At 49.4% G+C, this 24,830-nt stretch carries 20 protein-coding genes and 1 tRNA gene; 20 read left to right on the forward strand and 1 reads right to left on the reverse strand.

Going from position 1 to position 24,830, the window contains the following annotated elements; all coding sequences use genetic code 11:
• The first annotated feature begins 62 nt into the window (after positions 1–62).
• From ACN08W_RS06710 to ilvA, 20 genes are all read left to right on the forward strand, one after another.
• On the forward strand, positions 63–1,316 hold the full coding sequence (locus tag ACN08W_RS06710; protein WP_419109095.1) for an amidohydrolase: 1,254 nt from the start codon (positions 63–65) through the stop codon (positions 1,314–1,316).
• A gap of 259 nt (positions 1,317–1,575) precedes the next feature.
• On the forward strand, positions 1,576–2,673 hold the full coding sequence (locus ACN08W_RS06715; RefSeq protein ID WP_419103391.1) for a BMP family lipoprotein: 1,098 nt from the start codon (positions 1,576–1,578) through the stop codon (positions 2,671–2,673).
• Between the two features lie 168 nt (positions 2,674–2,841).
• Positions 2,842–4,446: an ABC transporter ATP-binding protein gene (locus ACN08W_RS06720; RefSeq protein ID WP_419103390.1), complete on the forward strand. Its 1,605-nt coding sequence runs from the start codon at positions 2,842–2,844 to the stop codon at positions 4,444–4,446.
• On the forward strand, positions 4,443–5,732 hold the full coding sequence (locus tag ACN08W_RS06725; protein WP_419103389.1) for an ABC transporter permease: 1,290 nt from the start codon (positions 4,443–4,445) through the stop codon (positions 5,730–5,732). The genes ACN08W_RS06720 and ACN08W_RS06725 overlap by 4 nt, the downstream gene beginning before the upstream one ends.
• The gene (locus ACN08W_RS06730) at positions 5,732–7,018 is read left to right on the forward strand and encodes an ABC transporter permease (protein ID WP_419109096.1); all 1,287 of its coding nucleotides are present in this window, start codon (positions 5,732–5,734) and stop codon (positions 7,016–7,018) included. Before ACN08W_RS06725 ends, ACN08W_RS06730 begins: the two co-directional genes overlap by 1 nt.
• A 118-nt stretch (positions 7,019–7,136) precedes the next feature.
• Positions 7,137–7,544 carry a cytidine deaminase gene (locus ACN08W_RS06735; protein WP_419103387.1) on the forward strand — a complete coding sequence of 136 codons (408 nt, stop codon included), beginning with the start codon at positions 7,137–7,139 and terminating at the stop codon, positions 7,542–7,544.
• Positions 7,545–7,592: 48 nt separating this feature from the next.
• Positions 7,593–8,900 carry a thymidine phosphorylase gene (locus ACN08W_RS06740; RefSeq protein ID WP_419109097.1) on the forward strand — a complete coding sequence of 436 codons (1,308 nt, stop codon included), beginning with the start codon at positions 7,593–7,595 and terminating at the stop codon, positions 8,898–8,900.
• 47 nt (positions 8,901–8,947) lie between these two features.
• Positions 8,948–10,837: a hypothetical protein gene (locus ACN08W_RS06745; protein ID WP_419109098.1), complete on the forward strand. Its 1,890-nt coding sequence runs from the start codon at positions 8,948–8,950 to the stop codon at positions 10,835–10,837.
• A gap of 102 nt (positions 10,838–10,939) precedes the next feature.
• Complete coding sequence (locus tag ACN08W_RS06750) at positions 10,940–12,142, forward strand: adenosine deaminase (protein ID WP_419107212.1); 1,203 nt, start codon at positions 10,940–10,942, stop codon at positions 12,140–12,142.
• 2 nt (positions 12,143–12,144) lie between these two features.
• Entirely contained in the window at positions 12,145–12,825 is a 681-nt protein-coding gene (locus ACN08W_RS06755; RefSeq protein ID WP_419109099.1) for a MazG family protein, read from the forward strand.
• A gap of 240 nt (positions 12,826–13,065) precedes the next feature.
• Positions 13,066–14,346: a phosphopyruvate hydratase gene (gene eno, locus ACN08W_RS06760; protein WP_419103382.1), complete on the forward strand. Its 1,281-nt coding sequence runs from the start codon at positions 13,066–13,068 to the stop codon at positions 14,344–14,346.
• Positions 14,347–14,646: 300 nt separating this feature from the next.
• Positions 14,647–15,288: an FtsB family cell division protein gene (locus tag ACN08W_RS06765; protein ID WP_419107210.1), complete on the forward strand. Its 642-nt coding sequence runs from the start codon at positions 14,647–14,649 to the stop codon at positions 15,286–15,288.
• A 46-nt stretch (positions 15,289–15,334) separates the two neighbouring features.
• Complete coding sequence (locus tag ACN08W_RS06770; RefSeq protein WP_419107209.1) at positions 15,335–15,940, forward strand: DUF501 domain-containing protein; 606 nt, start codon at positions 15,335–15,337, stop codon at positions 15,938–15,940.
• Positions 15,941–15,958: 18 nt separating this feature from the next.
• Positions 15,959–16,900, forward strand: a complete 942-nt coding sequence (locus ACN08W_RS06775; RefSeq protein ID WP_419109100.1) for an exopolyphosphatase — start codon at positions 15,959–15,961, stop codon at positions 16,898–16,900.
• 76 nt (positions 16,901–16,976) lie between these two features.
• A complete protein-coding gene (locus ACN08W_RS06780; RefSeq protein ID WP_419109101.1) occupies positions 16,977–18,470 on the forward strand; it encodes a S8 family peptidase in 1,494 nt (497 codons plus the stop codon).
• 226 nt (positions 18,471–18,696) lie between these two features.
• On the forward strand, positions 18,697–20,082 hold the full coding sequence (locus ACN08W_RS06785) for an NAD(P)/FAD-dependent oxidoreductase (RefSeq protein ID WP_419103377.1): 1,386 nt from the start codon (positions 18,697–18,699) through the stop codon (positions 20,080–20,082).
• Positions 20,083–20,219: 137 nt separating this feature from the next.
• Positions 20,220–20,293: transfer RNA gene (locus ACN08W_RS06790), tRNA-Leu, on the forward strand.
• Between the two features lie 214 nt (positions 20,294–20,507).
• A complete protein-coding gene (locus ACN08W_RS06795; protein WP_419103376.1) occupies positions 20,508–21,377 on the forward strand; it encodes a Bax inhibitor-1/YccA family membrane protein in 870 nt (289 codons plus the stop codon).
• A 132-nt stretch (positions 21,378–21,509) separates the two neighbouring features.
• Positions 21,510–22,757, forward strand: a complete 1,248-nt coding sequence (locus ACN08W_RS06800; RefSeq protein ID WP_419103375.1) for an AI-2E family transporter — start codon at positions 21,510–21,512, stop codon at positions 22,755–22,757.
• Between the two features lie 76 nt (positions 22,758–22,833).
• Positions 22,834–24,087 (forward strand): threonine ammonia-lyase, encoded by a 1,254-nt coding sequence (gene ilvA / locus ACN08W_RS06805; RefSeq protein ID WP_419103374.1) that lies wholly within the window; start codon positions 22,834–22,836, stop codon positions 24,085–24,087.
• A 111-nt stretch (positions 24,088–24,198) separates the two neighbouring features.
• On the opposite strand, the gene greA is transcribed toward ilvA, so the two are convergent.
• On the reverse strand, positions 24,199–24,696 hold the full coding sequence (gene greA, locus ACN08W_RS06810) for a transcription elongation factor GreA (RefSeq protein ID WP_419103373.1): 498 nt from the start codon (positions 24,694–24,696) through the stop codon (positions 24,199–24,201).
• Positions 24,697–24,830 lie beyond the last annotated feature (134 nt).

Genomic DNA, 24,830 nt, shown 5'->3' on the forward strand with positions numbered 1-24,830 from the left:
GATAACAAAGGGAAGCCTCACAAAACTCCCACCACAACACCAAAGCGCGCTACATTAGAAAAATGGCAGAAAAACCCGCACTAGCACTTCTCGACGAATCTGGCCCCGTCATCGGAACACGCATTAAACACCTCACCGAAGAACTGCGCCAATTCCGCAGAATCGTTCACCAAAACCCAGAACTCTCGTTCAAAGAACACCACACCACAGAGCGAATCGTTGCCCGACTACAAGTCGCCGGTATGAGTCCCCAGCGTTACAAAAACACCGGATGCTACGTAGACATTGGAGAAGGCGCCATCGCTGCCGCACTACGGGCAGATATTGATGCGTTACCTATCAACGAATACACCGGCTTAGACTACAGCTCCACTCGCCCCGGCATTATGCACGCCTGCGGTCACGATATTCACCAAACCGTCATGCTCGGAGTCGCGCTAACACTCTGGGAAATACATCAACAAAGCCCGCTCGCCCGCACTATTCGCATCATCTTCCAACCGGCTGAAGAACAACTCCCCGGTGGAGCCGTAGAAGTTATCGCTCAAAATGCGTTAGAAGGAGTCCCACGCGCCTTCGCTTTACACTGCGAACCAAAAGTGGATGTCGGAAAAATTGGAACCCGCATCGGTCCCATCACCTCAGCCTCAGATACCATCAAAATACGACTCACGGGACGAGGCGGGCACACATCGCGTCCACACCTCACAGAAGACCTCATCTATGCGATGAACCAAATCGCTATCAACGTCCCCGCAGTTCTCTCGCGACGAATCGACGTGCGCTCAGGTGTACTCCTCGCATGGGGGCAAATTCAAGCAGGTGTTGCACCCAACGCAATCCCCTCCGAAGGCTACCTTGCCGGAACGATGCGTTGCCTCGACGCCCAAGCCTGGTACCAAGCCGGAGAAATCCTCGACGAAGTGGTCGAACAAGTTGCAGCACCTTATGGGGTCACCGTTGAGCTAGAACATATCAAGGGAGTACCACCAGTTGTAAACACCGAAGACGAAACAACCATGGTCGAAAACGCGGCACGAGCAGAACTTGGCGAAGACTCCGTTGTTCTCGTCGAACAATCTATGGGCGGAGAAGACTTCGCATGGATGCTTCAAAAAGTTCCCGGAACCATGATACGACTAGGAACAAGAACCCCCGGAGGAGTCACCTACGACCTGCATCGAGGAGACTACAATCCCGACGAAAGAGCTATCGGGTACGGGGTACAAGTCATGGCCTCCACGGCACTACGAGCCGTACGCTGGGAAATCGCAAAACGTTCTGCCGAACAATTCCGAACAAGCAACACCTACTAAATAACCACAGAAAATAAGTGTTACAGGAAGAAAAAATTGAACCAGAAAAGAGATAGTGGCTAGGCTAAACCCTGAACACTCACCAACGCGGACAGATAACAGTACCCCGCCCCACGGAGTGTGATACGACATAACCACGTGTGACCCATTACTATATAACGTATATACCGCACTCTCATCCTCAACAGAGCTAGGACGGCAGAACCTTTCTGGCACACCATGAGTGCACCCCCACTCAACACATCATGAAGGGACGACGATGACCAATCGTAAACGTTTTGCAGCAACAGGTTCAGTCCTGGGTATCTCAGCTATGCTCCTTGCAAGCTGTGGTGCAGCACCCGAAGCATCCTCCGGCGATGCACAAGCTAAAGACTCCAACTTCAAAGGCTGCATTGTCTCCGACTCCGGCGGTTTCGAAGACAAATCCTTCAACGAAAACTCCTACGCTGGACTCAAAGCAGCAGAAAAAGATTACGGCATTCAAACTGCACAAGCAGAATCAAACTCCGAGTCTGAATTTGGCCCTAACCTCACCAACATGGTCCAAGCAGGCTGCAACATCATCGTCACCGTTGGATTCTCACTAGCAGACGCAACTAAAGAATACGCAGAGCAGAACCCCGACATTAACTTCACCATCGTTGACTACGGCGACATCGACGTTAAAAACGTCCGACCCATCGTCTACGACACAGCACAAGCAGCTTTCCAAGCCGGCTACCTTGCTGCAGCACAGAGCAAGAGCGGTAAAGTCGCAACCTACGGTGGTCTAGAAATCCCCACCGTTACCACCTTCATGGACGGCTTCGCACAAGGCGTTAAATACTACAACGAACAAAAGAACGCTAACGTTCAGGTGCTCGGCTGGGATCACGACTCCAAGAGCGGAACCTTCACCGGCGACTTCTCCGACCAGACCAAGGGCAAGACCAACACCCAAAACTTCCTTGACCAAGGGGCAGACATCATCCTGCCCGTAGCAGGACCAGTTGGTGCAGGTACCCTTGACGCCGTGACCGAATACAACTCAAGCCACCAAGACGCACCCGCATCTGTTATCTGGGTAGACTCCGACGGCTACGAAACCAACCCGAACTACCAAGACATCATCCTCACCTCTATCCAGAAGAAGATGAAAGAAGCTGTAGAATCCACCATCCACGACAGCCTCGAAGGCAAGTTCACCTCCGAGAAATACGTTGGAACCCTCGAAAATGACGGTGTTGGACTCGCTCCATTCCACAACTTCGAATCCAAAGTCTCTGACGAAACCAAGACTGAACTTGGCACCATCAAAGACAAAATCATTTCTGGCGAAATTACCGTTAACACCGACGGAAAACCACAGAAATAAAACCTTATAGGGCTCAGTGGCTGGCACTCAGAGGGACACCTCTTCGTGCCAGCCGCTCAGCGCTTAAAACTCCACCACATATTCACACGGATAACCCCGCTCAAACGCTGAGAGAACCAACCCCAACCCTCACCAGCAGAGTCTGAGCAATGACAAGAAAGCACATCGATGAAACTCGAACTGCGAAAAGTCACAAAAAAATTTGGTGATTTTACCGCAAATGACAGCATTGATTTAGTCGTAGAACCAGGTACTGTCCATTGCCTACTCGGCGAAAACGGTGCCGGAAAATCGACACTCATGAACGTCATCTACGGACTCTACGAACCCACCGACGGGCAAATCCTCATCGACGACAAACCCGTTGAATTCTCCGGCCCCTCAGACGCCATGGCGGCCGGCATCGGCATGGTACACCAGCACTTCATGCTTGTACCCGTCTTCACCGTCGCAGAAAATATTGCCCTCGGCTCAGAAGAAACGCGCGGAACCGTTCTCAACCTCGAAGCAACCCGCACCAAAATCCGTGAAATTTCCCAACGCTACGGGTTCGACGTCGACCCAGACGCCATCGTTGAAGACCTCCCCGTAGGTGTACAACAGCGCGTAGAAATCATTAAAGCTCTCGTGCGAGACGCCGAAATTCTCATCCTTGACGAACCCACCGCCGTGCTCACCCCCGCAGAAACTGACCAGCTGCTCGGCATCATGGATCAGCTACGCAAAGACGGTAAATCACTCTTATTCATCTCTCACAAACTACGAGAAGTACGCGAAGTATCAGACCACATCACCGTCATCCGACGAGGAAAAGTCGTCGGCACCGCTGACCCCAGCGCCACCACCGACGAACTCGCCTCCCTCATGGTCGGAAAAGCCGTCAAACTCGTCGTCGACAAAGACACCCCACAACTAACTGACGCAAACTTCACTGTTGAAAACCTCAACCTCATCTCTGACCAAGGCGTACCACTTCTCAAAAACGTCAGTTTCAACGTTCGCGGAGGCGAAATCCTCGCCATCGCCGGTGTACAAGGAAACGGGCAGACTGAACTCGCTGAAACTATCATCGGGCTACACCCTAAAGCGCACGGTTCGATGAAGCTGGGGGAGACCGAACTCCTCGGCAAAAATACTCGACAAGTACTTGACGCAGGCGTTGGCTTTGTCCCAGAAGACCGAAATGTCGACGGTCTAGTAGGTTCCTTCTCCATCGCAGAAAACCTCATTCTCGACCTCTACAATCGCAAAGAATTCTCCCAATACGGCACACTGCGCAACAGTGAAATCGCTCAGAACGCAGAAAGAGCCATCAAAGAATTTGATATTCGTGTTGGATCACAACACGATGCAGCCTCAACGTTATCTGGCGGTAACCAACAAAAAATTGTGGTTGCACGAGAACTCACCCGAGACCTCAAACTCTTTGTCGCATCACAGCCAACTCGCGGTGTAGATGTCGGATCTATCGAATTTATCCACCAAAGAATCGTTGAAGAACGAGACAAAGGCGTACCCGTCATCATTATCTCTACAGAATTGGACGAAGTACACGCCTTAGCAGACCGTATTGCCGTCTTCTTCCACGGTGAACTTATGGGCATTGCACCACCGGAAACGCCACGTAACGTCTTGGGTATGATGATGGCTGGAACACCCTATGAAGAAGCTCTCAAAGCGGCAGGGGAAGTTTCTACTACAGATAAGAACACTCCCCAAACACAAACCCCCGAAACCGAAAATATCCCCTGGGCAGAAGGAGACCAAGCATGAGCGCCGAAGGTAAATCCACCGTCGCAGAAGCCACCGATACAGTGCTCACCGCCTCCGAAACAGTACCACCGGCACACACACAACCTTCCGAAAAAGAAAAACTTCCTGTACTGACTCGTATACTATCCGGCTCCGTCAGCTTGTCCTTTTTCGCACTACTTGCTGCACTCATCGTCGGTGGTATTCTTATCGCGGTCACTGACCCCGCAACACAAAAAGCCTCACGCTACTTCTTCGCCCGCCCCCTAGACACACTCAGCGCCGGCTGGGAAGCAGCAACCAACGCATACCTCGCATTATTTAGAGGCGCTATTTTCAACTATGAAGCGAGCACCTTCACAAAAGCGATTTACCCGCTGACCGAAACACTCACGGTAGCAACACCACTTATTTTTGCTGGTCTTGCCGTAGCAATCGCATTCCGTACCGGACTCTTTAACATCGGTGCACAAGGACAAATTATCCTTGGCGCAATTGTTGCCAGCTACGTTGCTATCAACTGGCACCTACCCAGCTACTTACTACTACCTTTTATCGTTCTTGGCGGTATCCTTGGTGGTAGCCTGTGGGGTGGTCTCGTCGGATTGCTCAAAGCAAAAACTGGTGCGCATGAAGTCATCCTATCCATCATGCTCAACTACATTGCTGCGAACCTACTTCTCTTCCTCCTCAAAACACCACTATGGCAACGCGAAGGAAGCTCAAACCCCATTTCACCTGTATTAGCAGATGAAGCAATCTTCCCCAGAATCTTTGGACAAAGCTTCCGTCTTCACGCCGGATTTATCCTCGCGTTACTGGCTGTCCTCTTTGTCTCGTGGCTGATTAACCGCTCAACTATCGGATTCAAACTCCGTGCGGTAGGGGCAAACCCTCATGCTGCAAAAACTGCGGGCGTATCTGTTGCTAATGGATACATTATTGTGATGGCTATTGCTGGTGCGCTAGCAGGTCTTGCCGGTGTCGCCCAAGTCTCTGGAACCGAAAAAGTCTTGAGCACCGGTATCGCTTCCTCCTATGGTTTTGACGCTATTACTGTGGCACTTCTTGGACGAGCAACACCCGTTGGAACCCTTCTGGCAGCTCTTCTCTATGGGGCACTTCGAGCAGGTGGTGTGACCATGCAAGTCAGTACCGGAACGTCTGTAGACCTTGTCGACGTGGTTCAGGCACTGATTGTGCTCTTCATTGCTGCACCACCACTGGTACGAGCCATCTTTAGGCTTCCAGACCCCGACAAGCCCAAAAAGAAGAAAAAAACTACTCAGTCCGCGGAGGCAAAATAATGAGCACGACAGCTGTTATCGACACCGCAACACCACAAGATACCGTGCTCGTACGTCACTGGAAAAACACGTGGATTTTCGGCACGCTAAGCGTCATATCGCTACTAGTTCTTGCCTTGAACGCTCCTGCCTCACACGTGGTACTTGGTCTGTCCACCAAAAATGACGTCATTCAACTTCCGGCGCTGAACCTATCAACGCCAACAACGGGTTGGGTTGTTACCGCCGTCCTCATTGCCGTCACCTTATGGTGTGCTAAGCTCACGTTCTCCGGTAAGAAAACACCGCTATATCTCTCAGCTATTTTTTGGTTCTCTTTTATCTTTGGTGTACTCATCTGGGCTATTGGCTCTGCACGTATGACCGAAATATCGTTGATTACCATCCTTACCGGTGCTGTTGCACTCTCAGTCCCCATGATTTTTGGTTCGATGGGAGGACTCCTTTGCGAACGCTCTGGAATTATCAACATTGCGATTGAAGGTCAACTTCTTTTTGGTGCATTCTCTGCCGTACTTGTTGGTTCTATGACAGGAAACCCGTGGATTGGTCTTGTCGCAGCGATGGTCGGCGGTATGCTCGTATCCTTCCTACTAGCAACTTTCTCCATTAAATATCTTGTTGATCAGACCATCGTTGGTGTTGTGGTGAACGTCCTCGTCTCCGGACTTACCGGATTCTTATACTCCCGTGTACTCCAACAAGACGCAGCACACCTCAACTCGGCTCCTCGTCTACCTAGCTTTGAAATTCCGGTTCTTTCACAAATCCCTGTGATTGGTCCAGTATTATTCAACCAGTCCGTTATCGTGTACTTGATGTACATTGTGGTTGGTACGATTTGGTTCTCTCTGAACAAAACACGTTGGGGGCTTCGTACCCGCGCGGTTGGCGAACATCCCCAAGCTGCAGATACCCTTGGCGTCAACGTGAACCGTCTACGCTTTAGCAACGTTATGATTGCTGGCGCTGTTGCTGGTATGGGTGGAGCATTCTTCACCCTTGTTGCCGTCAGCTCCTTCAACGCAGATATGACAGCAGGACAAGGCTACATTGCGTTGGCTGCTCTCATCTTTGGACGGTGGAAACCACTTGGTGCACTCAGCGCATCACTCCTTTTCGGTTTCTCCCTACAGATGCAGTTCATCCTTTCTGGACTCGGAACGGATATCCCTACTGAACTATTGGCTATGCTCCCTTACGTCGTAACGATTCTTGCAGTGGCTGGTCTGGTCGGTCGTTCGCGTGGACCTGCAGCAGCCGGTAAAGCGTACACCAAGGGATAACCGCCCTCGGTCTTATGAGAAAATACTAATGATGAGGTTTCGATAGTGCACACTGTCGGAACCTCATCGTGCCCTCTGGCACCATATGCACATCTTCACCCCTGCAAGGACCCCAAGCATGAGCCAACGTGAAACCCTAGAACACCCCATCAACTGGGAAGAACTCACAGAGCATGCCACCTGCGCGATGAAAAAATCCTACTCACCGTACTCACACTACGCAGTAGGAGCAGCTGCTCTCACCGACGACGGCAGAATCATCACCGGTTGCAACGTCGAAAATGCGTCCTTTGGGCTTACCTTATGTGCTGAATGTTCCCTCATCTCAGAGCTTTTTAGAACAGGTGGAGGGAAAATCCTTGCCTTTACGTGTGTGGATAAAAATGGTGAAGCACTCATGCCTTGTGGACGGTGCAGACAACTACTCTACGAACACAGCACTAAAGATATGCTCATCAAAACAGTGAGTGGAATACTTTCTATCGAACAGATGCTTCCCGACGCTTTTGGTCCTGAACGGCTCTAAAAATATTCACACTTGACCTCACCTAACACCTTTGATGGAGGAAAACACATGTCCTACGAACCATTCGACGCTGTAGACGTCATCCGCACTAAACGAGATCGCGAAGAACTCACGAAAGAACAAATCGACTGGGTTATTGATGCATATACGCGTGGAGTCGTCGCTGACGAACAAATGAGTGCACTTGCTATGGCGATTTTCTTGAACGGAATGAGCGCTACTGAAATTCAACAGTGGACCCAAGCCATGATTAACTCGGGTGAACGACTCGATTTCTCCTCTATTGTTGGTGCCGGTAAGAAAATTGCAACCAGCGACAAACATTCTACCGGTGGTGTAGGAGATAAAATCACGCTGCCACTAGCACCATTGGTAGCAGTATACAACGTTGCTGTTCCGCAGCTATCTGGTCGAGGACTAGGGCATACCGGTGGAACACTCGATAAATTAGAGTCCATCCCCGGTTGGCAAGCATATTTGAGCAACGAACGAACTCTCGAAATACTCTCGGACGAAGGCGCTGTTATTTGTGCTGCCGGAAGTGGACTAGCCCCAGCAGATAAAAAACTTTATGCGCTACGTGATGTCACCTCCACGGTAGAGGCAATACCGCTGATCGCAAGTTCTATCATGTCTAAAAAAATTGCTGAAGGAACAGATTCTCTGGTACTTGACGTTAAAGTTGGCTCCGGTGCTTTTATGAAAGACCTCGACTACGCACAAGAACTAGCACGTACTATGGTGCGTTTAGGAACAGACGCCGGAGTCAAAACAACAGCCTTGCTCACCAACATGGACACGCCCTTGGGGCTGACCGTTGGCAACGCATGTGAAGTGGAAGAATCTGTAGAAGTACTTGCCGGTGGGGGACCGTCCGATGTCGTTGAACTAACGGTGGCGCTTGCCCGTGAAATGCTCCTTTCATGCGGTATCGATGAAGATCCTGCTGAAGCTCTTGCCGATGGCCGAGCTATGGATAAATGGCGCACCATGATCAGTGCACAAGGTGGCGACCCCGATGCTGCATTACCTCAAGCTCGCGAAACTCACACTGTTTATGCAACAGACAGCGGTGTGCTAACTCGTCTCGATGCGTTGAGCGTGGGTGTTGCTTCTTGGCGTTTGGGCGCTGGACGAGCTCGTAAAGAGGACCAAGTACAAGCCGGCGCTGGAATCCGTCTCCACGCTAAACCAGGAGACACTGTGCGTGCTGGCGAACCCCTCATGACATTGATGACCGACACTCCCGAACGCTTTGAACGAGCGCTAGAATCCTTAGAAGATGCTTATACTATCGGCAAAGAATATGAGCCTCAACCGCTGATTCTAGATAAAGTGAGTACTGAACAGCAGTAAACTACCCGTAAGAACACTCATAGTTCGCACCGAAGAAAGAGAACATCATGGGACTTTTTAGCCGTCGCAAAGACAAGAAAGCTGCTGAACCGGCAGCGACAACAACACCGGAAGCACAACCTGTTGCGCAACCTGCAGAACCAGCAACGCCGGTGCAGGAACAGGTACCAACCCCTCCCGTAGAAGAAAGCACCTCTACTCTTATAACTTCTGAAGAGCTCAATGAACAGAGTGCTCTTCACTCGCTGATTTGTATGATGCAATCTAAAGGTGATGGTCAGCTGACCCTTGACCTGAAGCAAGCAGGCAACGACATGTTGTTGAGCTTTGAAGAGAACGGTAAAAAAGTAGAAGAAACCATTGTTGTTCCTGGAAACCCTTGGTTCGAAAATGTTGCGGCACTCTACACCGAAGAAGAAAAAAGCCCGCGCGGTGCATGGACTCGTGCACTCATCATTCTCTTAGGGACTAATGCTCAGGTCTCTTACCTCAACTCAAAGAATGAGACCTCTTGCAACCTGCATTATCAAGTGGAGGAAAAGGCGAACGAGCCAGCAGAGAAAACGCCTGCTACAGAAGCTACAGAAGTAGCTGGAGCAGACGTATCATCTGAAAATCAGCAGAACGGCATTGCCGATGACTCTCCTCTTGCACGCGTTTCAGAACGTTTTGAAGCAGCACAGTCAACAGAAAAAACTGCTGTCGCGCATAACGTCAACGCAGAAGAAGCTACACAAGAGAATAGTTCTGCAACATCAGTAACCGATGCTCACGACTCTGTCGAAGAAACATCATCTGTTGCTAAAAATATCGAGACTGAAACTTCACCAGCTGAGGAAAACACCGCAGCGGGTACCGTGGCTGAGCCAGCAGACGATGCCACTCACAACCCTGCTCGTGATGTTGTAGAAGAATCTGAAGAAACCTCAGAGACAGCTACAGCTGAAACTGGTGCAGAAACTGGTGAAGATGTCCCTCAGGGCGTTGAAGAAAATACTGCATCAGTGGTTGCTCCGCAGGCTCAAAGCACTGAACAAACAGCTCCAGCGGCTGAACGGGTTGAACCTCATGCGCGTTTGGCTGTTGCCCGCCCATCAAATACTGCGAGTGTAGAAACAGCAGCTGATACCACCACAGAAGCTACTGAAAATTCTGCAGGGGACGCTAAAACTCCAACCACAAATACCGAAGCCAGCGAGAATACTCCTCCTGTCCCATCTGAAGACGCAGAATCAGCAACCCATCACTCAGATGCAGAGACCTTCACTTCCGCACATGATATTTCGCTGGTCAGCGCGTCACTGCCAGAACACGTCGATGACGAGTGGGAAGAAGAACCAGATACTCTTATTGGTTCCTCAGCTACCAAATCCCGTGGAACAGACCTCCCTGAGGCCGCTCAAGGCGTAGACGTAGCACCCTCCTACAACAACCCCACAGAAGAGGTGCAACCGCCTTCTACCACCGAACTAGCAGAAGGAAACCTCGTCCTCACCGAAGCGCAGGTTGTTGCTCGACTACTTAAAGCACAAGAACAACTCTTCGGAGAAAACGGGACAGCACGGGACGTCTCCACCGTACTCATTCGTGTGCGAGCCCTCGGCTCCTACTACGACGCACTAACACACGTACGACGTAACGGCTTCTGGGATCAACAACGAACCTTCGACCTCATCCCTGAAGATGTTCTTGCTATTTTGCAACTCAAAGCAGATTCCTATAAAGAAGGCGCGGGCTCCCCACTAGCGATGAGCCTACGTTTCACCCCTGGAATCCCGCCGGTAGCGTCCTTTAGCTACAACGATGAAGGCGCCTTCGCTAAATACCAGGACACTCTACCTGCACAGCAATATGTTGAAGAGCTCAGACTCTTCCCCCGTACGGGAGCAAACATTCCTGAACATATGAATCGGGCGCTTGCTTCATGGACTCTCTAAACCTTGAGAGCATAGAACGCTGTCGAGAAACTCCACTAGTGGGGCTACTCGGCAGCGTTTTCGTATCGACGTAAATACTCGTATCAGGAAAGAACATCACCTATGACACAGCACGATGAGCAATGGATTCAAAAACTACCAAAAGTATGTCTACACGATCATCTCGATGGTGGTTTGCAACCACAAACAATGATTGATATTGCACAAGACATTGGGTATGAACTACCCAGCACAGAACGTGAAACTCTCCAACAATGGTTCTTTGACGCCGCAAATTCTGGCTCTCTTGACCGCTACCTTGAAACCTTTACCCACACTTTAGCTCTCATGCAACGAGCAGAAGATTTGCAACGTATTGCTCAAGAACATGTTCTTGCGTGCGCGGCAGACGGTGTGATTTATGCAGAGGTCCGATGGGCACCAGAACAGCACCAGCGTGCAGGTCTTAGCCTTGACGAAGCAGTCCGTGCTGTTGCTACAGGACTCAACGACGGTATGGAAATGGTAGCTCAAGCAGGCGGAAGAGTTCTTGTTAACCAGATACTTTGCGCCATGAGAGACCGCAATAATTCACGGCAGATAGCAGAACTTGCTGTTAAATATCGCACCTTAGGTGTGGTAGGTTTTGACCTTGCCGGTGCAGAAGAAAACCACCCTGTAGAACAACACCGTGAAGCTCTAGATTATCTTGCAGAGAATTTTATGCCGGTCACGATTCATGCCGGTGAAGCTGAGGGGCTACGCTCGATTCGCTCTGCATTATTGGTGGGACGTGCCCTACGTATCGGCCATGGCGTACGTATTACCGAAGACTTTTCGTATACAACGGTCGGGGAGATTGACCCCGAGGGGAAAATGATGCCCCAATCACCCAAAGATCAGAAAATTCTTCAGCTTGGTGCGCTCGCTAGCTGGGTTAAAGATCGTCGTATCACGTTGGAAGTGTGTCCTTGTTCTAATATTCAAACGCGTGCCGCTTATGCTGTTGAACATGGTGTGGTTGATTCTGCTCGTATCGCTGAGAATCTTTCGGAACACCCCGTCAATGCTTTGCGTGAGGCTGGTTTTGCTGTGACCATTAGCCCCGATAATCGTTTGATGAGCGGTAGTAGTGTTACTGCTGAATTTGTGCATTTGGCGAATATTTTTGGGTATCAGGTGCAAGATTTCTTTGAACTAACAACTAATGCTATCGAAGGTGCTTTTATTTCGATGGAGGAGAAACAGCATCTAATGCGTGCTGTTCAGGGTGCATATATGAGTGTTTTTGAAGAGCAGAATCGTGTCGCTCAGGAGCAGGAGTAGTCATGGCAGAGCAACGTATTATTCCGCAGGGTGCGCCGGAAGCGTTTGAGCGTTTGATTGAGTTGATGGATACTTTGCGTTCTGAGGGTGGCTGCCCTTGGGATGGGAAGCAGACACATCACTCGTTGGTTCGGTATTTGATTGAAGAATCATATGAGGTAATTGAGGCTATTGAGTCTCAAGAGCAAGTGAACTATGAGCTTTTGAAAGAAGAGCTGGGCGATGTGCTTTTGCAGGTTCTTTTTCATGCTCGTATTGCTGGTGAGCGTAGCGTAGAAGAGGGCGGTTTTAGTATCGCCGATGTTGTTGAGGGCTTGAACCAGAAACTTGAGCGTCGGCATCCTCACGTTTTTGGTGATTCTTCTGCTCACTCGCTGAGTGATCAAGAGGTAACTGCTCAGTGGGATGAGCTGAAGAAGCAGGAGAAACCGGAACGTTTATCTGTTTTTGATGGTATTCCTCCTCATCTTCCGGCGTTAGCTTTAACAGATAAGGTGATTTCTAAGGCTGATAAGGGACAGGTGTCGCTTGATGTCGCTGGTGTTACCGCTGATGGAGGTGAAGAATCGGCTTGTGCTGTGGAGTTGTTTGAGATGGTTCAGCGTGCTCGTGCTCAAGGGATTGATGCTGAAGGTGCGTTACGTCGTTTAATGTATGCGCTGATTCAGGCGTCTGAGAAGTAACGTGCTGTGCGGTGTTATCTACCGCTGATGTTGTTATTCGTGGGAATATCTTTGGGCGGATAGGGGAGTAGCGTAGGAAAATATCTCAAAGATATTGGTGGGAATTATTGAATCCCTGTGTGCTTATGTGGGTTTCTTTGGTAAAATCGTAGCTGAACGTACGCTCACGTAAGTGCGCACTAGTGAAACTTGCCTGAGCTTACTCATAGCCAACCAATCTAAGCTTCAAGGAGCATATTCATGGCTTTAATTACAGCAGTTCACGCACGTCAGATTCTCGATTCTCGTGGCAACCCTACCGTTGAGGTAGAGGTTCTTCTCGAAGACGGCGCATTCGGTCGCGCAGCAGTTCCCTCCGGTGCATCTACCGGTGAATGGGAAGCAGTAGAACGTCGTGACGACGACAAATCCGTCTACCTTGGCAAGTCTGTTCTGGGTGCTGTCGGTGCAGTCATCGACGAAATCGCTGAAGAAATCATCGGCATCGATGCAACTGACCAGCGTGCACTTGACGCTGCAATGATTAAGCTTGACGGCACAAAGAACAAAGGTAAGCTCGGCGCAAACGCTATTCTTGGCGTATCTTTGGCCGCTGCAAAGGCTGCTGCAGAATCTGCAGACCTTCCGCTGTTCAAGTACCTAGGCGGACCTAACGCACACGTTCTTCCTGTTCCTATGATGAACATCCTTAACGGTGGTTCTCACGCAGATTCCAACGTTGATATTCAGGAGTTCATGATTGCTCCTATCGGTTTCGATACCTACTCTGCAGCATTGCAGGCAGGTGTTGAGGTATACCATGCACTCAAGTCTGTTCTCAAAGACCGCGGTCTTGCAACCGGTTTGGGTGACGAAGGCGGATTCGCTCCTAACCTAGAGTCAAACGCTGCTGCTCTTGACCTCATCATCGAAGCAATCGAAAAAGCTGGCTACAAGCCCGGCGAAGAAATTGCTTTGGCACTAGACGTTGCCTCCTCTGAGTTCTACAACGACGGCGCATACGAGTTTGAAGGTCAGAAGAAGACCGCTGCAGAAATGTCCGCATACTATGCAGATCTCGTCGCTAAATACCCACTCGTCTCCATTGAGGATCCTCTCGATGAAAACGACTGGGAAGGCTACAAGAACCTCACCCAAGAAATCGGCGACAAAGTACAGATTGTGGGCGACGACCTCTTCGTCACCAACCCAGAGCGCCTAGCTCAGGGTATCGAATCTGGTGCTGCAAATGCGCTGTTGGTGAAAGTCAACCAGATTGGTTCTTTGACTGAAACTCTTGACGCTATGGAAATGGCACAGCGTCACGAATACCGTTGCATGGTTTCCCACCGCTCCGGTGAGACCGAAGACGTCACCATCGCAGACCTCGCTGTTGCAACCAACGCGGGCCAGATTAAGACCGGTGCGCCTGCACGTTCTGAGCGCGTTGCAAAATACAACCAGCTTCTACGCATTGAAGAAGAACTGGGCGACGCAGCTGTTTACGCTGGGGCATCTTCATTCCCCCGTTTCAAAGCATAGAGTTTTCTGTTTCCGCGAGGGAGCTAAAAACTCATAGATAGTATCTCCGCCAAGAGAGTCTCTGATATGGAGCTTTCTTGGTGGAGATACGTCGTTTTAAAGAGTGTCCGTGTAAGAGACAAACTTTAAAACAGCTGAGAAGACACCACGAAAATTAGAATCTAACGGGTACGTTTCAAAAACCTAGAAGTGATTTACTTTTTGGGTGGGTAGAATAGCTAATGCGCAGTATCTTCTTTCTCTGTGCTAGAAGATATACAAAAAGCTATCGAGCGAGTGAAAAACGTAGTCAGGGGTAAAATGTCACGAGATAATAAGCAACGTCGTCGCTCATGGGCAAACTTTTTTGGAACAGAAAAATATCAAAGCTCTCAGGACGCTAACGCTAAAGAAGATTCTGATGCTCCTGTTGCTGCACATGCCTTTTCGGGCAGAATGGTCGCACCTCTGGTCATTTTTGCTGTTATTCTCATCTCTTCTTATGCGCCGGTTTCAACATATATCCGCCAACAGGCAGAAATACACCAAGTTGAATCGCACATTGATGCCTTGCAACAAAATCACGATAGTTTACAAACTCAGCTGAGCTGGTGGCAAGATGAAAACTACGTCAAACAGCAAGCAAAGAGCCGTCTATACTACATGTCTGAAGGCGAAACACCCTATCTTGTGGTGGGAGTAGACCCAGCAGCGCATCGTGCAGACGATACATCAGCAGCAGCACAAAGTGCCCCTAAAGAATCTTGGACAAAAGGGTTATGGAGTTCTTTCGAACAATCAGCTTTTGCACACGATGCAACCCACCAAAAACCATCCGATAACACCTCGGAACCGGCAAATACAACACCTACCGATGAGATAGCCCCTGCTGATACTTCTCGTCCCGTAGTTGATCCGAGCGCCCCAACCACCCCGCCAGCTAGCTCTACTCCAGCACCCTAAAAATAGACTTTATTCACTAACTAAAACCAATATCACGAGGAACTTCATGATGACGAACACTACCAACCCACAAGGTTTCGGCGTGAGCGCAGAAACCCTAGAACCCACCGAACTAGATATCCACGTGTTATCTGAACAACTGGGACGAAAAGTACGTGATGTCGCAGAGATTCCCGCCCGCTGCCGTTGTGGCAACCCTCTCGTCGCTGCGACCGCACCGCGACTATCGAACGGTTCACCTTTCCCAACCGTCTTCTACCTAGCCCATCCTGCTATTACTGCAGCTGCCAGCCGTTTAGAAGCTGAAGGAAAAATGTACGAGATGACTGATCGTCTTGCTGAGGATACTGACTTGGCTCAGCAATATCAGCAAGCCCACGAAAACTATCTCAGTGAACGTGAACGTATCCGCCTCAAAACTCACACCGAAGAGGTCCCTGAAATTGACGGTATTTCTGCTGGTGGTATGCCCGTACGCGTAAAATGCCTCCACGCGGTACTTGGGCACACCCTCTCTGTCGGTCGTGGAATCAACCCTATGGGCGATGAAACACTTGATCTGATTGCACCATGGTGGACTCCTGAACAATGCGCGTGTGACCCACAATGGCGCCATAGCTTTGTGGCAACCAACGAAGAAACCACTCAATAGGAGAAAGAAGACCCTACCGTGCGTATTGGTGCTATTGATTGCGGAACAAACTCCCTACGACTACTCATTGCAGATGTTGAGACGCAGAACGGTGTGAGCACCCTTCACGATATCGTACGTCTTATGCGAATTGTACGCCTCGGAGAAGGCGTTGACGCTACGGGCAAGTTCTCAGAAGAAGCCCTTGAAAGAACCTTTAACGTTGCCCGCGAATATGCACAAATTATTGCTGAGCACGGTGTTCAGTCTCTTCGCTTTGGCGCAACAAGTGCAACGAGAGACGCCACCAATAAAGATATTTTTATTCAGGGAATACAAGATATTTTAGGTGTGAGCCCAGAAGTTATTACTGGTGATGAAGAAGCCAAACTTTCTTTCTACGGTGCGCTTTCCTCTCTTGACCCCTATGAGGGGAAAACCCTTGTAATTGACTTGGGTGGAGGCTCAACAGAATTTGTTCTAGGCGATAATCAGTCACTGTTTGCTGCTCGTTCTGTCAACATTGGTTGTGTACGTCTTACCGAGCGTCATCAGGTCAGTGCCCCTATGACTGAGGAACAGAAACAACGCATTATTGCTGATGTTGAGGAAGCTCTTGAGGAAGCTCTTGCACATGTTCAACTGTCACAAGCACAACGAGTAGTTGGTGTGGCTGGTACCGTTACCACCATTGTTGCAGAACATTACGGTCTTGAAAGCTACGATCCTCGAAGAATCAACGGTGCAGAACTTAGCATCCAAGATATTGAGCAGGCATGCCATTCTCTCGCTCAAATGACCGCTGAAGAACGTGCCGGACGTGGGTTTATGCACCCCGGTCGTGTCGATGTGATTGGCACTGGAGCTGTGATTTGGGCGCATATTATTCGACGTTTAGAACAGCTCACAGGTGGGGCCGTCTATAGCGCTACTGCTAGTGAACACGATATTCTTGATGGGTTGGTACTCTCGCAGCGATAACACGTTCAGGTATTCAACACCGTTTGATCGTGATGTTTGTTGTTTTTCTTGAGATAACATTCTTTGGGGAGAGCCTATGCCTAACCACATAACGCCTGATTCTTGTTCTTCGATGCCTTCATCCTCGCACCGAATGAGAAAATATGCCTGTTTCACGGCAACACTATTACTGAGTATTTTTGCGCTCTCTTCGGCATCGGTGGCGCAACCTGTGGCTGCACCGACTCCTACACCAAAGTCATCAGCTTCACCTGCACCGCAACCACCGAGCGCCCCTCAAGTACCAAGCGTACCGTCAGAACCTCCAAGGGTGCTTCCCTCGATACCGACTATTGAGGTACCTGAAGGTGATGCTGTTCGCGCACGAGAATACTGGCTTAAAGATTATGGTTTTAGTTCCGTCTGGAAAGAAGCTACCGGACGCGGTATCACCGTTGCGGTGATTGATACTGGCGTAGACCAAAGCCACCAAGACCTTAGAGACAACGTTTTACCCGGTACAGACGTTTCCGGTGTTGGTTCTGCTCGAGGGTGGAAAGGTCTTGGAGTTGAGCCTGAACACGGAACAATGGTGGCCTCATTAATTGCGGGGCATGGGCACCGCGACCCCCAAACACCGTCCTTCTCAGGGGCCGGCGGTAAGCGTCCAGCTGGCATGATTGGAGTGGCGCCAGAAGCTAAAATTCTTCCAATATCTTTAGAAATTGGTACTGTCTCTGAAGGCGCTAAAAGTATTGATGAACAACTTCCTGAAGCCGTACGATACGCGGTAGATCACGGCGCCGATATTATTAATCTTTCTGTCGGCTCAGATAGCACAAACTGGCCAGAACAATGGGATAGAGCCTTCGCCTATGCCGAGGAAAAAGGCGTCATCATCGTAGCCTCTGCCGGTAACCGTGGTTCTGGTATTACGCAGGTAGGCGCTCCTGCAACGATGCCGGGGGTGCTGACCGTTGGGGGAGTGAACCAAAATAAACAAGATTCTTGGTCTTCATCTTCTCAGGGCATTTCGATTGCTGTTGTCGCCCCCAGCGAAAACCTTATGGGAGCTACTCCCGATAACAAATATGCGGTGTGGTCAGGCACTTCTGGGGCAGCACCTATTGTCTCGGGTTTGGCAGCTCTCATTAAAGAAAAATACCCAAACCTTACTGCTTCACAGATTATCCAGCGTATTATTTCTTCAGCTGATGATGCTGGAGAAACGGGGCGAGATGCCTTGTACGGGTATGGCATTATTAATCCAGCAAAAGCTCTGAGCTCTAAAACCTCTGATGACGTTCAAGAGAACCCTTTAGGGTCTATGAGCCAATGGATACAGGTCCATCGTAAAAGCCAGAGCCAGCCTGCTCCTAGCGCGAGTGTTCCGATACACCATGCTGATGAGAATATTCCAGTGGCATCGGCACCGAAACCTCGTCGTCCAGTTGAAGATTCTGGGATTCTGCCATTTATTGTGTTGGGCGGATTTTTTCTCTGGGCATTTATTATTACGAGATTTTCTATTCGTTCGCTAAGTCAGCTAGTCAGAACCCATCAGAAGAGGCGTAGACCACAAGGTCGATAAAATCAAGAATCAAGAAAAGCTAAATCCTTGAAGAAAAAAATGCCCTGTAGAGTAGGAAAACTTCGGCTTAAGTGGCAAGATAGCATATTGAGCAATTGTCCTCTCACCGCGCTGTTTTGCGCTCTAAAGGATGTTGTACTTTTAATAGTTAAACATGCGGTGCAGACACAGATACGAGTGCATAGACAGCTCCCGTATCTCAACCTAAGGAAGTAGCAAAATAAATATGGCATTCACCAAACTAGCTCAGGATCGTCCTCGAGTTCTCATCGTCGGTGGTGGCTACGTAGGATTCACCGTCGCCAAAAAAATTCAGAAGACCATTAAAGAAACTGGCGGTATCGTTACCGTTGTAGACCCTAACCCTTATATGACTTACCAGCCCTTCTTGCCAGAAGTTGCTGCAGGTTCTATGGAAGGTCGCAACGCTACCGTTCCTCTACGCCAGCACCTCAAGAACTGCGAAGTTGTTGGTGGCCGAGTCACCGCAATTAACCATGCAACTCGCACCGCAACAATCGAACCCATCGACGTTGGAGAATCTTTCGAGGTAACGTACGACGAAATCGTCATCGGCGCAGGTGCTGTTACTCGTGCATTCCCCATTCCTGGTCTTGCAGAAATTGCTATCGGTATGAAGACCGTAGAAGAAGCAGTTTCTGTCCGTAACTGGGTTCTTGAGCGTATCGAAGTTGCTTCCATGCTTGATGATGCAGATGAACGCCGTCGCGCCCTCACCTTCGTCATTGTTGGTGGCGGTTTCGCTGGTGTCGAGACCATCTCCGAACTTGAAGATATGGCTCGTGTAGCGGTAGAACGTAATGGTCGTCTTCGCGTATCTGACCTTCGCTTCGTTCTCGTTGAAGCTGCACCTCGTATCATGCCTGAGGTTCCTGCAGACCGTGCGGAGAAGGTTGTTGAAGAACTCCGTGGACGCGGTATTGAGGTTCTTCTCAACACCTCCTTGGCAGACGCTACTGACGGTCACCTCGCGTTGATTAACATGGGAGATAAGTCTCCTGCCGGTGAACTTGATACCGACACCCTCATTTGGACTGCTGGTGTTGCAGCATCCCCAATGCTTAAGAACACTGACCTTCCTTTGGATGAGCGCGGTCGTGTACGTGTCGGCGCAGACCTACGTGTTACCGGCGACGATGGTGTGATTGAAGGTGCATGGGCAGCTGGCGATAACGCTGCTGTTCCTGACCTTTCTGGTGGCGGAGTCGGCGGTTTCTGCGTTCCTAACGCACAGCACGCTTCCCGTCAGGCTGTTAAGCTTGCACAGAACCTATTGGCTTCTCGTCGAGGTGAAGCACTCACCGACTACTACCATGAGACCATCGGCGTTGTTGCTGGACTCGGCTTGTGGAAGGGTGTTGCGAACTTCAAGGGTAAGACCATTGGTGGACCTCTTGCATGGTTGATGCACCGTGGATACCACGGTATGGCGATTCCTACCGCTGAGCGTACTGTACGTGTTATGAGCATTTGGGCGTTGAACCAAATCTTCGGTCGTGACACTTCTTCTATCCGCCATCAGCGTTCTCCACGTCGCGCATTCCAAAGCGCAACCGGAACTGCTCCTGAAAAGAGCAAGGCACGCCTGTAATAAAAAGTGCGTTCAACGCAATTTTATGGCTATAATAATGTCCTGTGCCTAGAGTTATCTAGGTGCAGGACAACACTATTCGTTCTATACGGTATAGTGGTAAGGTAGTTGTTTTCTAAAATCTAGCTGCCGATATTGCTCCTATAGCCCAATTGGCAGAGGCAGAGGACTTAAAATCCTTGTGTTCTGGGTTCGAGTCCCAGTAGGAGCACAGACAAAAGGTGACCCCATCAGTACATACTGATGGGGTCACTTTTTTATACACGATAAAGAATTCTGAGCTCCTATGCCACGATACTCAGCCTCTCTAAAAACTGTTAGAACCCTAGGAAATACTGTGCTTTTCACCAAAAGTCCCCACGAATATCACGGTTCTCCGATAGTCTGGTAGAGACATACTGATAAAACTAAAGGAGATTGTTCTCGTGGCAGGCAACCCCCTCATCAATTCCATGCTAGATTCTCAAAAGAAGGATTCTCGCTTTGGACAATTCGGCGCTGGTGGCGCATACTCCAACGGTCAGAGCTCTTCCGCACCGTACGGATATACACCTACCTCACCTCGTGAGGAGACTCCTACCGCCGCTGACCTAAACGCAATGTACCAGTCCCCCAGTGCAACAAGCGCTCAAACGGGGCAGATGACCATGAACGACGTCATCGTCAAAGTTGCTATCAACTTTGTTATCCTACTGGTTGGCGCAGCCGCATCGGTGATGTTCCCCATACTCGTTGTAGCCGGTTTAGTCGGTTCCATTGTTCTAGGACTTGTTAACGGTTTCAAAAAAGAAGTTTCTCCCGTACTTGTGATGGCATACGCCCTAGCACAGGGTATGCTCCTTGGCGGTTTCTCCGCCATGGCAGAAACACGCTACCCCGGTATCGTTGGGCAGGCTGTTCTAGCAACCTTCATCGTCTTTGGTACGGTTCTGGTTCTCTTCCGCAACGGTAAATTGCGTGAATCACCTAAGATGACGAAATTCTTCACCATCGCAGCTATCTCATACGCAATTTTCTGTCTCGTCAACCTTGGCATGACCCTCTTCGGCGGAACAAACGTTCGCAGCATCGAAGTCATGGGCATTCCTCTCGGTCTCATTATTGGGCTCTTTGCTGTTGCTCTGTGCGTATACTCCCTCATTCTTGACTTCACCCACGTCAGCGAAGCTGTGCGATACGGTGCACCAGAACGTGAATCATGGCGCATGGCATTCGCCCTGACCTCATCTCTGGTATGGCTCTACATCGAGATTCTTCGTATCCTCATGTACGTTCGTGAAATGATGGAACGCTAAACGCCAATAAAGCATTAAACGTCAGGGCACACGATACCTATCGTGTGCCCTGACGTTTATATACAACCTTTTCTTACGTTTGTTTCGCCCCGAAAATAACGACTTGTCTAAAGATGTGAAAGAATAGTATGCATGAGCGAAACTACCCCCTCACCAGTACCGAAAAACCATGTTGAACAAAGTTCTTGGTACCACGGCGACGAACGATACATTCCATTTGCCCTACGCACTGCTGCCGCTTGGTCGTGGAGACTCATCATCGTCCTCTTCGCATTAGCTTGCCTCCATTGGGTTGCCGCAAAAATTAGTATCATTATTATTTCTATCGCCGTGGCAGTACTGCTCGCTGCGCTCATATCACCAGCGGTATTTTTCCTGCGCAAATACGGTCTTAGACGAGGATACGCAACAGCTATCGTCGAGTTAGGATTCATCGCGCTTGTTGTTGGACTACTCACCCTTGTCGGACAACAAATTACCTCTGGATTCTCTTCACTATCAGATGAGATTGTGCAGGGATACCACACTGTTCTCGGGATGATTGATCAATCTCCTCTTACCCTAGACCTGAAAGAAATAGACTCACACTTTTCGGAGTTTACACAATTCGTCAAAAATAACTCTGACTCCATCCTCTCGGGAGTTGCCTCACTCGGTTCTACCGCTGCCGATATCGGAACTGGCACAGCCCTTGTCCTTTTCACCCTGATTTTCTTCCTTCTTGAAGGTGAAAGAATCTGGATTTTCTTGGTAGGGCTTTTCCCTGTAACCGCACGTGAAGCAGTAAACGGCGCCGGACGTCGTGGCTGGCGTTCTCTCGTAAGCTACGTCCACGTCCAAGTCTTTGTTGCCTTCGTGGACGCTCTTGGTATCGGTTTAGCAGCGTTCTTCCTCGGAGTCCCGCTAGCTATTCCACTGGGCGTACTCGTATTCCTTGGCTCTTTTATCCCTATTGTGGGTGCTCTCGTAACCGGCGCAATTGCAGTGCTTCTAGCGCTTGTTGCTAATGGATGGTTTAACGCTCTGATTATGTTGCTAATGGTTCTGCTCGTACAACAGATTGAATCACATATCCTTCAACCCCTAGTAATGGGCAAAGCCGTTTCCTTACATCCTCTCGCCGTCATTTTTGCGGTAGCTAGCGGAACTATCCTTTATGGTCCACTTGGTGCGTTGTTCTCTGTGCCTGTTCTTGCCGTGATGAATACCATCGTGCGTTATCTGGCCCGACGCGAGTGGGAAAAAGACCCAGAAATTCGTACTAAAGAGTTTCTCTACGACCATGAAATTGCTCGTAAAAAACGTAAAGCTGTGGCTGATAAAGTCAAAGAACGTCTTGAACGACTTAAAGAACACGAACAAGAAGAATCAACACTATAACTGCACTACTCTTGAGATAGTTTTTGTTTCTTACAACTATTCTTCGGATATTCTCTAACGCATAAAGGAAACACCTGTGTCCACTGTTTCAACACAATTACCTGTTCAATATGCAGATATCGAACAAGCCGCTCATCTTCTCAAGCCGGTCATTGAACGCACACCGGTGGACCACTCCTTAGCACTATCAGAAATGATTGGCTCAGAAGTTTACTTTAAATGTGAGAACCTACAACGTTCTGGATCTTTTAAAGTACGCGGAGCATACGTCCGTATGGCAAAACTTACTGAAGACGAAAAATCACGTGGAGTAGTTGCCGCCTCAGCAGGTAATCACGCACAAGGCGTCGCTTTAGCCGCCCAACAACTAGGCATTAAAGCGCGCATCTATATGCCTTTAGGTGCAGCTCTTCCGAAAGTTGCTGCAACTAAAAGTCGTGGGGCACAGGTTATCTTGCACGGCGCAACCGTTGACGACGCCCTAGCAGAAGCAAAACGTTATGCCGAAGAAACTGGCGCCGTTTTTGTTCACCCCTTCGATAACCCTGATATTATCGCAGGTCAAGGAACTATCGGTATTGAAATCCTAGAACAAGTACCTGATGTTGAAACTATCATCGTCGGTGTTGGCGGGGGAGGGCTACTTGCTGGTCTATCTGTTGCTGTTCGAGAACTTGAACAAAAAACTGGTCGGAAGATTCGTATTATTGGTGTTCAAGCAGAACATGCTGCAGCATACCCACTCTCTTTAGCTGCTGACGCTTTAGTGCCCCTGAAAAAAGTATCTACCATCGCTGACGGTATTGCTGTCGGGCGACCTGGGCAGATGCCTTTCTCCATCATTAAAGAACTTGTTGATGACGTGCATACCGTCTCTGAAGATGATATTGCTCGGGCACTCATCTTTTTGATGGAACGTAATAAGCTCGTCGTAGAGCCGGCAGGGTCTGTTCCTGTTGCTGCTTTGATGGATGGAAAACTCCTCCAACAATACGGGAACCTTGGGACAACAGTATGTTTGCTCTCTGGCGGAAATATTGACCCAATGCTGATGCTCAAAGTAATTCAACGAGGACTTTCAGCTGCTGGACGGTACTTAACTATCAAGATGATGTTAAATGACCGCCCTGGCGAGCTAACAACTATCTCATCCATTATTTCTTCTTTAGATGCGAATGTGACCGGAGTAGACCACACACGTGTCGGCGGTGCCCTTTCTATGGGAGATGTTTCTATCACCATTGATATGGAAACGAAAGGAAATGAGCACATCCAGCAGGTGCTTGATGGTCTTACAAGTGCTGGCTATAAGCCAATCGTTGTATACTAAAACATTGATTAAACGTGTTGTAATATGCATGATGCCACCGCATTTGACCCATTGTCAGGGTATGCGGTGGCATCACTGTTTTGAGCTGAGTAACGGCGTCAGTGGAGTTTCTTAGCCTTCAAAAGGAACGACAGAAATAATCTTCACATCAATTGTCTTACCGGTGGGCGCAACATATGAGGTTTCGTCACCAGCACGGCAACCCAAAATAGCAGAGCCCATCGGTGAATTTTCAGAAAAGACCTGAAGACCAGAATCACCGACCAAAGAATCTGCAACCTCACGTGAACCGAGCAGGAATTTAAAAGGTCTACCAGCAAGTTCGGCTTCTACCACCATTCCAGAGTCGACAACTCCGTCATTATGTGGTGCTTCGCCAATTTGAGCGTTCTCGAGCAACTGAGTTAGCTGAGCGATACGTGCTTCGTTTTTGCCTTGCTCTTCACGGGCAGCATGGTAGCCACCGTTTTCTTTGAGGTCACCCTCATCACGAGCAGCCGAAATACGATCAATAATTTCTTGACGGTAAGGGCCAGAGATATGTTCTAGTTCTTTTTTGAGGCGGTCGTATGCCTCTTGGGTGAGCCAAGCACCTTCATGAGCGCTCATATATCTTCCTTTCATAAAATCTTGAGCCTAAGGAGCTATCTGTCGGCTATCCTCAACCTCAAAATTAGAGTAGTTGTAGCGAACTTTACCCGTTCTAACATGCAAGTGCTAGTTTGTGGTGTGAATTCTAAACC

Source organism: Rothia sp. CCM 9419 (genome assembly GCF_048512815.1).
Classification (GTDB): Bacteria; Actinomycetota; Actinomycetes; order Actinomycetales; family Micrococcaceae; genus Rothia.